Genomic DNA, 12470 nt, shown 5'->3' on the forward strand with positions numbered 1-12470 from the left:
ACCTCTCCCCGCAAGCGGGGAGAGGGAGAATATTCTCAGTGCGTCACCAGCGGGCAGCCGCCCTTGTCGAGGGGACGGAAGGCCTCGTCGCCGGGCACGGTGGCGATCAGCTTATAGAGGTCCCACTCGCCCTTGGATTCTTCCGGCTTCTTGACTTCGAACAGATACATGTCGTGGACCATGCGGCCGTCGATGCGGATCTTGCCGTTCTTGGCGAAGAAGTCGTTGACCGGCGTCTTGCGCATCTGCTCCATCACCTTCGGAGCCTCGTCGCTCTTGATGGCGTCGATCGCCTTCAGATAGTGCATGGTCGCCGAATAAAGGCCGGCCTGGATCATGGTCGGCATGTGGCCGACCTTCTCGTTGAAGCGCTTGGAGAAGGCGCGCGTCTCCTCGTTCATGTCCCAGTAGAAGGCGTCGGTAACGATCAGGCCTTGCGTCGCCTTGATGCCGAGCGAATGCGTGTCGGTGATCTCCTGCAAGAGCGCGATCATCTTCTGGCCGCCCTGGGTCAGGCCGAACTCGGACGCCTGCTTCAGCGCGTTGGTGGTGTCGCCGCCGGCATTGGCCAATGCGACCACCTTGGCTTTGGAGGCCTGGGCCTGCAGCAGGAAGGAGGAGAAGTCCGACGAATTGAGGGGATGACGGACCTCGCCGAGCACCTTGCCGCCGCTCTCCTTGACGACGTTGGCGGCGTCGCGCTGCAGCGCCATGCCGAAGGCGTAGTCGGCGGTGACGAAGAACCAGCTATCCTCGCCGCGCTTGACCATCGCCTTGCCGGCGACGTTCGACAGCGCATAGGTGTCGTAGGTCCAGTGCACGGTGTTGGGCGAGCAGGCGGTGCCGGTGATGTCGGAGGAGCCGCCGCCGGAATTGATGTTGATCTTGTTCTTCTCGCGCGTCAGCGCCGAGACCGGCAGCGCCACCGAGGACGTCGGCACGTCGAAGATCGCGTCGACCTTGTCGTTGTCGTACCAGTTGCGGGCGATGTTGACGCCGACGTCGGGCTTGTTCTGGTGATCGGCAGCGACGACCTGTACGGGCTTGCCGGCGACCTTGGCGCCGTAATCGGCGACCGCCATCTCGACGGCGGCGAGCGAGCCCTTGCCGGTTGCGTCCGCATAGAGGCTCGACATGTCCGTGAGCACGCCGATCTTGACGACATCGTCGGAGATCTGCGCCTGCGCGGTACCGCAGGTTGCGGCGAGGGCGATGCCGGCCGCGACGGCGGCGATGAGTTTTTGCATGTTGTTTCTCCCTGTGTGTTGTTGTTTGGGCGTTGTTGCGGGGACTGTTCTAACGACAATCGGTCGCGGCAGCTAAGCCACAGATGCGTGAGGAGGGTGAGAAATAGCAGGGGGTGGACCGTGTTTCCTTCGCCTCTCCCCGCTTGCGGGGAGAGGCCGCAGCGCATCGAAGATGCGATGCGGGTGAGGGGGACTCTCCGCGAGTCTAACTGCCGCCGTCCCTGCGGAGACTCCCCCTCACCCCAACCCTCTCCCCGCAAGCGGGGAGAGGGAGAGGTGACACCGCCCCTCAGCCGCCGGCCTTGAGCCGTTCGTTGCGCCGGCGCAAGGCCTCCAGCGTCGCGAGGAGGATGACTGACACCGTCGTCAAAATGACCGCCGCTGCCGTGATGGTCGGGCTGATGTTCTCGCGGATGCCGCTGAACATCTCGCGCGGCAGGGTGCGCTGCTCGGGACCTGCCATGAACAGCACGATCACGACCTCGTCGAAGCTGGTCGCGAAGGCGAACAGCGCGCCCGATGCGAGGCCGGGCAGGATCAGCGGCAGGATCACGCGGCGGAACGCCTCAAGCGGGGAGGCGCCGAGCGAGGCGGCGGCGCGCGAAAGATTGGTATCGAAGCTCTGCAGCGTCGCCCCGACCGTGATCACCACAAAGGGCGTCGCCAGCGCGGTGTGAGCCAGGATCAAGCCGAGATAACTGCCGGTCAGTCCGATCGGCGCGAAGAAGAAATACAGGCCGACCGCGGTGATGACACCGGGGACGACGACCGGCGACAGCACGAAGGCCAGCACGAGCGGTTTTAACCGGCTCTTCCACTGCGCCAGACCGAGCGCGGCCAGCGTGCCGAGCACCATGGACAGCAGCGTCGAGGCGACGCCGATGATCATGCTGTTCTTCAGCGAATTCATCCACCGTGGCGAATTGAGGAAGTCGTCGTACCAGCGCAACGACAGGCCCGGCAGCGGATAGGTCAGGTACGAGCTTGAGCTGAAGGACAACGGCATGATCGCCAGGATCGGCGCGATCAGGAAGATGAACACCAGCGTGGAGACAATGATGGTCGCGGTCCACGCGATACGCTGGCTGGGCGTGCGGAGGGAAGCATTGTCGCTCAATTCTTCATCCCTCCCGTAACCTGCTGGCCCTGCACCAGCTTGCCATAGACGAGCGCCAGCAGAAGGGTGGCCAGCAGCAGCACCGCACCGAGCGCCGAAGCAAGGCCCCAATTGGCTGTCTCGGTCGTGTAGAGCGCGATGAAGTAGCTGATCATCTGATCGGCGGCGCCGCCGACGAGCGCGGGTGTGATGTAATAGCCGAGCGCAAGGATGAAGACGAGCAGGCTTCCCGCGCCGATGCCGGGCAGCGTCTGCGGCAGGTAGATCCGCAGGAAGGCGGTGACCGGTGGCGCGCCGAGCGAGGCGGCGGCGCGCATGTAAGCGGGCGAGATCGCCTTCATGCTGCTGTACAGCGGCAGGATCATGAACGGCAGGAGCACGTGGGTCATGGCCACGCAGACCCCGAAGCGATTGTAGATCAGGCGCAGCGGCTCGTCGATGATGCCAAGCCAGTGCAGGCTGTCGTTCACGATGCCCTTGCTCTGCAGCAGCACGATCCAGGCGCAGGTGCGGACCAGGAGCGACGTCCAGAACGGCAGCAACACGAAGATCATCAGCAGGTTCGACCGACCAGGCGGCAGTGTCGCCAAGAGGTAAGCGACCGGGAAGCCGAGGATCAGGCAGAGCGCGGTGACGCTGAGGCTGATGAGGAAGGTGCGGGTGAACAGGCTGCGGTAAATGGCCTGGTCCGGCGGAGCCGCGACGATGGCGCCGTCGACGTTCCTGACAAGGTCGAGCGCGGCCAGCAGGTAGAAGCCGGTGACGGGGCCGCTGGCCTCCCTGATCGTCGTCCAGGTCGCGCGTTCGCGCCAGGCCGGATTGATCTTGCCCAGCGTCTCCTTGGCTGTGCCGGGCTCCGGGGCCACCTTCAGATTGCGCGCCGTGCTGGTCAGGATCGTACGGAAACCGTTCAGCGCGTAGTTCAGCCGCTTGGCCGCAACGGCGATGGTGCCGGAGGCGCGTGCCGCCAGCACGTCGCTCGCCAGCGCAGCGTAGGCCTTTTCGTCCGGCAGGTCCTTGCCGTCCCAACTGGCGAGAGCGGCGATCGTCTGGGGCAGAACCCGACGCACTTCCCGGTCATCGACCGCGCGCCACAGCATGCCGGCGATGGGGCCTGCGAAGGTGAAGAGCAGGAAGACGAGAAGCGGCGCGACCAGCGCCAATGCCTTGACCTGGCGTGCCCGCTCGGCGCGCCTCAACCGGCGCTTGAGCGGCACCTCGGTCGACGCATTGGCGCCGGACAGGAGCGCATCCGTCATTCGTCGAGCCTTGCCGGGCGCGTTATTTCGCGGCCCATTTGTTGAAGCGCTCGGTCAGGCGGTCGATGTTCTCGAGCCAGAAGCCGACGTTGATCTCGACCGCGTTCTTGATGTTGTCGGGCGCGGTGGGCAGGTCCTTCAGGACGGCGGGCGCGAGCTTGCCGGCGGCGTCCTTGTTCGAGGTGCCATAGGAAATGTTCTCCGACAGCTTCGACTGGTTCTCCGCCTTGCCGGCGAAGTCCAGGAACTTGTAGGCCGCGTCCTTGTTCGGGCTGCCCTTCAGAATGACCCAGCTGTCGAGCGTGAACAGCGCGCCGTCCCACACCATGCCGAAATTCTTCTTCTCGTTCTTGTTCGCGGTGTCGATGCGGCCGTTGTAGACCGAGGTCATCACCACCTCGCCCGAGGCGAGCAGTTGCGGCGGCTGGGCGCCGGCCTTCCACCAGACGATGTCGCCCTTGATGGTGTCGAGCTTCTGGAACGCGCGCTCGACGCCCTCGTCGGTCGCCAGCACATGGTAGACGTCCTTTGGCGGGACGCCGTCGGCCATCAGCGCGATCTCCAGCGTGGTCTTCGGGCCCTGGCGCAGGGCACGCTTGCCCGGAATCTTCTTGGTGTCGAAGAAGTCGGCCCAGCCCTTCGGGGCCTCCTTCAGCTTGTCCTTGTCGTAACCGAGAACGAAATCGTAGAGGATGGCGCCGACGCCGCAGGGATTGACGGATGGCGGGATATAGGCGGCCTCGCCGCCGATCTTGGCATAATCCAGCTTCTCGAACAGGCCTTCCTCGCAGCCGACCGCGAGCTCGTCGCTCTCGACCTGGACGACGTCCCAGGTGGCGGCGCCGCCCTGCACCTTGGCGCGCAGCACACCGACGCCGCCGTCCCAGGATTCATCGTTCATGGCAATTCCGGCCGCCTTCTTGAACGGCTCGAAATAGGCCTTCTTCTGGGCATCCTGATACGCGCCGCCCCACGACACGACGGTGAGATCACGCGCCTGCCCGACCGTGGTCAGCGCGGCGCTGGCGGTGAAGGCCGCGGCGAAACCCAGAGCAATCTTGCCAATCTTGCGCTTCAGCATGGTCCTTGTTCCTTCTTCATGTGCGTTGCGTTGAGTTCGATCGCTGGATCAGACGGGATCGAGGGCGAGGCAGTCCTCGGGGCGAAAGGTGACGAACACGTCTGCACCGTGTGTCAGGCTGTCATGCGCGCCCGGCTGAAGCTTGACCATGAACTCGGCATTCCCCGAGACATCGAGCACGGCCAGCGCGTGGTCGCCGAGATAGATGGTGTTCTGCACCTTGGCCGGCAGCCGGTTCGGTCCGTCACTGGAGCTGCCCTCCGGGACGATGGAGATCCGCTCCGGCCGTATCGACAGGGAGGTCGATGCGCCCGCGCCTGATAGATTGACCGCCCGTGCGGTGACGGTGCCGCCGCCAGCCAGCGCGACGCGGCAATAGTCCCTGTCGACCGTCTCGACGGTGCCGGCCAGCACATTGTTCTCGCCGATGAAATGGGCGACGAAGCTGTTCACCGGATGCTCGTACAGCGCGTCGGGCTTGTCGATCTGCTGCACGATGCCGTCGTTGAACACGGCGATGCGGTCCGACATCGTGAGCGCTTCGCTCTGGTCGTGGGTGACGTAAACGACGGTGATGCCCATCGTCTCGTGCAACTGCTTGATCTCCAGCTGCATCTGCTCCCGCAGGCGCTTGTCGAGAGCGCCCAGAGGCTCGTCCATCAGCACGAGTTGCGGATTGAAGACCAGCGCGCGGGCCAGCGCCACGCGCTGCTGCTGACCGCCGGACAGCTGTCCGGGCCGCCGGTGCGCCAGGGTCTCCATCTTGATCATGCGTAACGCCGATCCAACGCGTTCCTGCACGTCCGCCTTGTTCGTCTTGCGAACGGATAGCGGGAAGGCAATATTCTCCGCGATCGTCAGGTGCGGGAACAAGGCATAGTTCTGGAACACCATGCCGATGTCGCGCTTGTGCGGCGGCATGGTCTTGATCGGCCGGCCAGCGAGGTAGATCTCGCCCTGGGTCGGAACCTCGAAGCCGGCCAGCATCATCAGTGTGGTCGTCTTGCCCGAGCCCGACGGGCCGAGCAGCGTGATGAACTCGCCCTTCCTGATGTCGAGATCGAGGTTCTTCACCACGAGATGCTCGCCATCATAGGTCTTCTGAATGCCGGAAAAGCGCACCAGTGCCGGCGCAGGCGTGACCATGCCGGCTTCCATGTTGACCTCGCGTTTACCCACTACAGTGCTGTCGGCACCTCATTCGAGGTTGCGAGGAACAGCTTAGCATCCTCCGATCAGAATGCCAGCGGCGCAACCGATGAAGAGGCATCCAAGCGCGGCGAATGAAGGCGAGCTACATCCCCGACAGCTTCGTGACGGAGACATTCAGCGAGCCGCCGGCTTCCGCGACCACGCGCAGCGTCTTGGAATCGAAGGCGATGTCGGCGAGCGTCAGGCTGTCGATTTTGGCGTCGACCTTGACGCCGTCCTCGCTTTTCTGGAAGTCGGCGATGACGCCAGCGATCTTCTCGCGCGCGTTCGCCGCGATCGGCTTCAGGTCGAGCGTGGCCTTCTGCACCAGCGCCTGCTGCATCTGCGGCACCACGGCGCGGGCCGCCGCGCCGAGCAGGCCGAAGGCGGCTTCCGATTCCACCGCGAGCTGGATGTCGGCGAGCCGCAGCGTCTGCTGCGCCTGGTCGAGCACCGGCCGGCCCCAGATGTGCACGGTCGCCTCGGCGCCGAGACCGAGCCAGCTCTTCTTTTCCTTGGCGCGCACCAGAAGCGAGATCAGCAGGCGCTCGCCCGACGGGACCACGTTGACGCTCTTGACGGTGACGTCGACCGGGCCGGAGCCGTCCTCGGGATAGGTGTGGCCGACCATCTGCGCGGCGATCACCTTGTTGATCTCGGTGAAGGGCACGTCGATGGGAACGCCGATGCTCACGCCGGTGCCGGTCGGCGGCACGATCGAGATCTTGTCGGGGAACGGGCAGTCCGGCTTGGTCTGCGTCGACGTCACGCGCGTCTCCGCTTCCAGGCCCATCAGCAGCGTCACGGCCTGGGCATCGACGCGCGGCTGCGCGGCGATGGCGCGGATCGGCTTCATCTCCAGCCAGAGCGGCGGAAGCGCGGCCGAAGAGCCCGAGCCCTGCAGCGGGATCGAGCGGCAGGCCTTGGCCCATTGCAGCTTCGCGTTCTCGCGCAGGCTCGGATCGTTGCGGATGCGTTCGGAGACGATGTTGATCTGCTCGCCGACATTCTTGTCGATCAGCGGCTTCACCTGCGCCGGCACGTTGACCTTGGCGCCGGCGACGTTGAGATTGGTGTCGCCGAGATTGACCTGGGCGCCGAGATTGGGCTCGAGATGCCAGTTGGCCGCGAGCTTCGGGCGCGAGGTGACGACCACGTTGCCCTTGATCTCAGCGCTGGCGTTGAGATTCTTGATGTTGACCGCGCCGATCCGTTTCGCTGCGTCACCGCCGAGCACGCCGCTGAGCGCATCGCCGAGCGCGCCGGTGGCTTTCGACGATAGCGAGCCCGTCACGTTCAGCTTGCCGCTGAGCGGCGTCGAGATCGTCAGCACGTCCTTGTCGCCGGCAGCTGCCATCGGCCCGCGCACGGCGGTCCAGCCGATGTCGGCGTTCTCCAGGATCTGCGAGATCGGGTTGTCGGCCTTCCCGGCAAAATTGCGCGGCGCGGCCTTCTCGGCCTGGTCGCGGATCGCCGACAGCGCGATGGCGACCGGCGCCACGACGATCGAGCTCTTCGCGACCGGCGGCAGCGGCGGCAGTTGCACGACCGGCGGCGCGGAATTCGTCGCGCGCGGCGAAAGCCAGTCCATCGCCTTCAGGCTGATGAAAAACGACGCCGCGAGCACCGCGACGGCGATCGTGATGGTCTTCAGATTCAACGTCAGTCGCATCGATCCCCCAAGCCGCCCCGGCGGGGATTTTACAGGGCAGGCGAGCAGGGCGCTAGAGCGCACCGATGGGGTGGAATTGCGGCGAACGGGTTAACGGCAGCGACCGCGCCGTTACCGCGCATTCAGGCCCCGCGCCGCGGACGGCGGACCGCTCTCACATTGCCGTTAGCGCCACCGCCGCAGAAGAAACGGTCGCCGCCGTCGGACTCCAGTCCTGACACCATCGTCCCGGCAGGCAGGTCGAGCTGCTCGAGCACCTTGCCCGTGTCAGGATCGATCCGCCTGATATCGCTATCCTCGCCCTCCCAGGTACCGTGCCAGAGCTCGCCGTCGACCCAGGTCACCCCGGTCACGAAGCGCTTGCTCTCGATGGTGCGAAGGACCTTCCCCGTGTCCGGATCGACCTGATGGATCTTGCGTTCGCGATATTGCCCGACCCACAGCGAGCCCTCGGCCCAGGCCAATCCGGAATCGCCCCCGCCGCCCGGCGCCGGAATGGTGGTGAGCACCTTGCCTGAGGCCGCATCGATCTTCTGGATGCGATCCTCGGCGATCTGGAACAGGTGCCGGCCGTCGAACGCCGTTCCCGCATGTGCAGCGATATCGAGGGAGCGCGCGACCTTGCCGCTCTCCGGATCGACCGCGTTCAACTTGTCGCCGGATGCGAACCAGACATGGGTGCCGTCATAGGTGACGCCATGCACGGCCTCCACGCCGGCAAAAGGTCCGTATTCCCTGACGATCTCGGCGGCTGAACGCTTCATGTGCTCGCTCCCTGTGATGTGCTCCTACCTTACGTCTTCAGGAGCGGTCCCGGGAGTAACAAGCCTGTCGGGAAACCCGGCACGGGCGGCGTCATCCAGCGCCGTGCTCGCCCATGTCCGAACGACTGCACCTTGTTCGATCGCGCCAGCTCGTTGAGCGCGCGCTGGACCGTGCGCGTACTGGTGCCAAGCGCCAGCGCGAGCGCCGAGCTCGACCACGGCTCGCCGTCGGAGAGGAAGGCGAGGACAGCGGCGTGCTTCTCCTCGACGGGCCGCGCCAGCACCATGACCTGTCGCGTCTTGCGCGGTGTCAGTGCAAAGCCCTGCTTCGTCGCGGTCACATCGGCGAGGGGCTTGAGCTTGGCGCGGAGCCGGCCGATCTCCACCCGCAGGCGCGCGCGGTGCGATTCATCGACGTGCCTCGCCTGAAACGCCCCAGCCATCAGCGCCTCGCGCGAGACGTCGGCGGGCCAGGCCTGCGCCAGGACGCGGGCGAGTGCGAACAGCACCGGGCGGGTTCCGAGCGATACGATCGTGCCCCGCCTGCGCACCGAATGATGGAACGTGTCCACGACCAGCGCGTCCGAAGCCGCGAGCGCTTCGACCTGCTCCAGCAGCAACGGACGTTCGTCGCCGAGCGTGATCAGGCGTGCTGCGGGCGTATCGAGCACGCGGTTCGTGCTCTCGACCTCGGCTGTGAGCCCGGGGATGCCCGCCAGGCTCGCTGCGTCGGTTGCCCGGGCAAGCGCCGCGCGCGCGTCTTTGGTTCTGAGCCGCCGTATTGCGATGCCGGCGACCACGAGCTCGCGGACGACCTGCGGGGCAGGCGGCAGCGGGGAGGCGCCGAGCTCGGCGAGGATACGCTCGGCTTCGTCGAGCCGTCCGACGAGAAGAAGACGGCGTGCCTCGATGTGGCCTGCATGCGTGGCATTGGCGACATCGCCATGCTTTTCGAGCGTCGTCCGTGCGGCCGCGAGCGTTTTCGCCGGCCAGCCGAGATCGCGCGAGACCAGCGCGATCTCGGCTTCGGCCACCACGCATCTCGCGCGCGCCACCGCCTCGCGCGGACCGAAGGCGCGCGCGGCGCTTCGCAGCAGCGTCTTCGCCTTTGCGAGATCGCCGAGCTGCGCCATCGCGATGCCGCGCAGCGCCAGCGACGGCGCATCGTTGCGCAACGCAACGCGGTTCAGCGCGCCGAGCGGATCGCCGGCCTCGAGCGCGCGCGCCGCGGCGGTGATCAGCGACTCCATGTCAATCCCGCCACACTTGTTACTCCCACCGCGCAACCGCAAGGTGCCAGAATTCGCTGACGGCCGACAAGGTGCCGTGAAGGGCGAGCGGTTCCGCGAGACGTGGAGGGGTCGCCCCGGCAAGACGTCAGGCAAGAGATTTGGAGAGTCATGATGACATCAGCCCAAAACGAACGGAATAACGGACAGACGGTCATGCAAACACCGCCGGTGGTGTCGCCGCAGGACTGGGAGGCCGCCCGTCAGCAACTGCTCGTGAAGGAGAAGGCGCATACCCGTGCCCGCGACGCCCTGGCCGCCGAGCGCCGGCGCATGCCGTGGATGGAAGTTTCCAAAACCTATGCGTTCGAGGGGCCCGGCGGCAAGGTCAGCCTGCTCGATCTGTTCCAGGGCCGGCGGCAGCTGATCGTCTACCGCGCCTTCTTCGAGCCCGGCGTGTTCGGCTGGCCCGATCATGCCTGCCGCGGCTGCTCCATGGTGGCCGACCAGGTCGCCCATGTCTCGCATCTGAATGCCCGCGACACCACGCTGGTGTTCGCCTCGCGGGCGCCGCAGGCCGACATCGTCAGGCTGAAGAACCGGATGGGCTGGACCATGCCGTGGGTCACCGTCACCGACAGCTTCGACGCCGATTTCGGTGTCGACGAGTGGCACGGCACGAACGTGTTCTACCATGACGGGACGCGCGTCTTTCGCACCTATTTCGTCAAGAGCCGCGGCGACGAGCAGATGGGCGGCACCTGGAACTACCTCGACATCACGCCGCTCGGACGGCAGGAGGTCTGGGAGGATTCGCCGAAGGGCTATCCGCAGACGCCGACCTACAAATGGTGGAATTGGCACGACAGCTACACCGAAGGCGCGGCGCCCGACAAGAAGTGGGTCGAGATCTCCGACGCCGGCGAGAAGGCGTTTCGTCAGGAGGCGGCGGAAGGTCGTGACTAGTGCCGCCAGCCTTGCCAGATGGCTCGGCCTCGCGGCCACGCCGACCTTCGCCATCATGGCCGGGCTGACGGCCATGGTCGGCGGCGGTCAGGCGGACATGCTGTGCGTCGCCGGGCGCGGGTCTTCGCTCGGCGAGATGGTGCCGATGTATCTGCTGATGAGCGCGTTTCATTCAGCGGCGTGGCTGAGATTGGTCTCAGAGAGGACCGGCGGATGAGCGATTTCCGCCGGTGTGAACGCCTCGTCCTTCGAGACGACCGCTTCGCGGTCTCCTCAGGATGAGGCAAACTGGCATTCGCGCCCTGGTGCAATAGCTGCGTGAGCACGAGCTGCCGCACACTCCGCCCTCATCCTGTGGGCCCGCCGCAGGCGGGCGTCTCGAAGGATGCGCTGAGATTTCGAATGCAAGCCTCACACGCGGCGCCCACGCGACTATTGCCCGCCCGCCGCCTGCAGATACGCCACCACCTTCGCCGCGTCCTCCGCCGAGACGCCGCCATAGGGCTGCATCTTATTGCCCGACACCACCTCGTCCGGCTTGACCATGAAGCGCGTGAGCTTGTCCTGGTCCCAGACGAAGCCGGCCTCTTTCATCGAGGACGAGTAGTTGTAGTCCGGCAGCGAGCCGGCCTTGCGGCCGACGATCTTGTTGAGATTGGGACCGAGGCGATTGTCGCCTTCCTTCACGGAATGGCAGGTGCGGCAGGAATTGTTGAAGGCCTGCTGAGCCGCCGCGTCGCTCGCCGGCTGCTGCGCGAGCGAGGAGGGTACGGACACGAGCAGCGTTAGCGCTCCGGCACCGGCGACTGGGCGCAGCCACTGACACGGCGAGCATTGCAGGCGTGGTTGCATTTGCGCCTCCATCGGGGACCCGCGCCGCAGCAAGCGCGCGTCGACATGTCGGGGGCAAACGAAAGCGGCCCCGGGGATGTTCCGGGGCCGTTTGCGTCACAATGTCCTGTGGGTTCAGCGCGTCGCGGTTCCGAGCTCCGCGCGCCGTTCCGTCATCGGCAGCACAATCACCTTGGTGCCGACGTTGACGCGGGAGTAGAGGTCGGAGACGTCGTCATTGGTCAGGCGGATGCAGCCGGAGGAGACGCGCTTGCCGATGGTGTCGGGGGCGTTGGTGCCGTGGATGCGGTAGATGGTGCCGCCGAGATACATGGCGCGGGCGCCAAGCGGGTTGCCGGGGCCGCCGGCCATGTGGCGCGGCAGATAGGGTTGGCGGGCGATCATTTCCGGGGGCGGGGTCCAGGCCGGCCACTCGGCCTTTCTGGTTACGGACTGCGTGCCCGACCAGGTGAAGCCGTCGCGGCCGACGCCGATGCCGTAGCGCAGCGCCTGGCCGCCTCCGAGCACGTAATAGAGATAGGTGTTGGGCGTATCGATGATGATGGTGCCCGGCGCCTCACGCGTCGCGTAGGAGACGGTCTGGCGGCGGAAGCGCGCCGGCATCTCCACGGCGTCCTGATCTTCGGACGGCTCGGTCTGATAGGTCGGCGCCTGGTAGGGCTGATAGGGCTGGATCGGCTGCGGCGCGGCGAACGGCGGCAGCGGCTGGAAGAAGGGGAAGAGCTGCACTGGCGCGGCCTTGGCGCTACCCGCGAATGCGATTGCGGAGACCGCGACTGCACTGAGCGCAACGGCGCGCGAAAACGTCTTGAACGTATCCAGATTGAACATGTGATCGCCCCTGTTTGCTCGGTGGTCTCGGCCACCGCGGCACCGTCGCGGTGCTCTGTTGCTGAGATCACTAACGGCAAAACGTTTCGGGACATTTGCGCGGAAAACCGAAAACGGTTTCACGGCGGCAAGGATTGTTTCATGACAGTTTCGTGGCCGCAGGCGCTCGTTAACGAACAAAACGGTGGGCCGACACTTCTGTGACGTCACACGCCTGAAATATCCTTCGTTGATGGTCGGAAACCGAGAATCATCAAACTC

Annotated in this window: 12 protein-coding genes; 2 read left to right on the forward strand and 10 right to left on the reverse strand. The window is 65.7% G+C overall.

The window, feature by feature from the left end:
- Positions 1–35 precede the first annotated feature (35 nt).
- From AABA84_RS08925 to AABA84_RS08960, 8 genes are all read right to left on the reverse strand, one after another.
- The gene (locus AABA84_RS08925) at positions 36–1247 is read right to left on the reverse strand and encodes an ABC transporter substrate-binding protein (RefSeq protein WP_338311899.1); all 1212 of its coding nucleotides are present in this window, start codon (positions 1245–1247) and stop codon (positions 36–38) included.
- A 289-nt stretch (positions 1248–1536) separates the two neighbouring features.
- A complete protein-coding gene (locus AABA84_RS08930) occupies positions 1537–2364 on the reverse strand; it encodes an ABC transporter permease (RefSeq protein ID WP_338311900.1) in 828 nt (275 codons plus the stop codon).
- Positions 2361–3623 (reverse strand): ABC transporter permease, encoded by a 1263-nt coding sequence (locus tag AABA84_RS08935; RefSeq protein ID WP_338311901.1) that lies wholly within the window; start codon positions 3621–3623, stop codon positions 2361–2363. Before AABA84_RS08935 ends, AABA84_RS08930 begins: the two co-directional genes overlap by 4 nt.
- 22 nt (positions 3624–3645) lie before the next feature.
- Positions 3646–4704 carry an ABC transporter substrate-binding protein gene (locus tag AABA84_RS08940; RefSeq protein ID WP_212250040.1) on the reverse strand — a complete coding sequence of 353 codons (1059 nt, stop codon included), beginning with the start codon at positions 4702–4704 and terminating at the stop codon, positions 3646–3648.
- A gap of 48 nt (positions 4705–4752) precedes the next feature.
- Positions 4753–5862 carry an ABC transporter ATP-binding protein gene (locus tag AABA84_RS08945; RefSeq protein WP_212250038.1) on the reverse strand — a complete coding sequence of 370 codons (1110 nt, stop codon included), beginning with the start codon at positions 5860–5862 and terminating at the stop codon, positions 4753–4755.
- 136 nt (positions 5863–5998) lie between these two features.
- Positions 5999–7567, reverse strand: coding sequence for a DUF4403 family protein (locus tag AABA84_RS08950; protein ID WP_338311902.1), 1569 nt, complete (start codon positions 7565–7567; stop codon positions 5999–6001).
- Positions 7568–7689: 122 nt separating this feature from the next.
- Positions 7690–8331 carry a Vgb family protein gene (locus tag AABA84_RS08955; RefSeq protein WP_338311903.1) on the reverse strand — a complete coding sequence of 214 codons (642 nt, stop codon included), beginning with the start codon at positions 8329–8331 and terminating at the stop codon, positions 7690–7692.
- A 29-nt stretch (positions 8332–8360) separates the two neighbouring features.
- Positions 8361–9581 carry a helix-turn-helix domain-containing protein gene (locus tag AABA84_RS08960; RefSeq protein WP_338311904.1) on the reverse strand — a complete coding sequence of 407 codons (1221 nt, stop codon included), beginning with the start codon at positions 9579–9581 and terminating at the stop codon, positions 8361–8363.
- A 150-nt stretch (positions 9582–9731) separates the two neighbouring features.
- Between AABA84_RS08960 and AABA84_RS08965 the strand changes: the two genes are divergently transcribed.
- The gene (locus tag AABA84_RS08965) at positions 9732–10526 is read left to right on the forward strand and encodes a DUF899 domain-containing protein (protein WP_338311905.1); all 795 of its coding nucleotides are present in this window, start codon (positions 9732–9734) and stop codon (positions 10524–10526) included.
- A complete protein-coding gene (locus AABA84_RS08970; protein WP_338311906.1) occupies positions 10519–10743 on the forward strand; it encodes a hypothetical protein in 225 nt (74 codons plus the stop codon). Before AABA84_RS08965 ends, AABA84_RS08970 begins: the two co-directional genes overlap by 8 nt.
- A 215-nt stretch (positions 10744–10958) precedes the next feature.
- Here the strand turns inward: AABA84_RS08970 and AABA84_RS08975 are convergent, their stop codons facing one another.
- Positions 10959–11390, reverse strand: coding sequence for a c-type cytochrome (locus tag AABA84_RS08975; protein ID WP_338311907.1), 432 nt, complete (start codon positions 11388–11390; stop codon positions 10959–10961).
- 102 nt (positions 11391–11492) lie between these two features.
- On the reverse strand, positions 11493–12209 hold the full coding sequence (locus AABA84_RS08980; protein ID WP_095426047.1) for a L,D-transpeptidase: 717 nt from the start codon (positions 12207–12209) through the stop codon (positions 11493–11495).
- Positions 12210–12470: the final 261 nt, after the last annotated feature.

Origin of the sequence: Bradyrhizobium sp. TM239 (assembly GCF_036247985.1) — a bacterium.
Lineage (GTDB): Bacteria > Pseudomonadota > Alphaproteobacteria > Rhizobiales > Xanthobacteraceae > Bradyrhizobium > Bradyrhizobium ottawaense.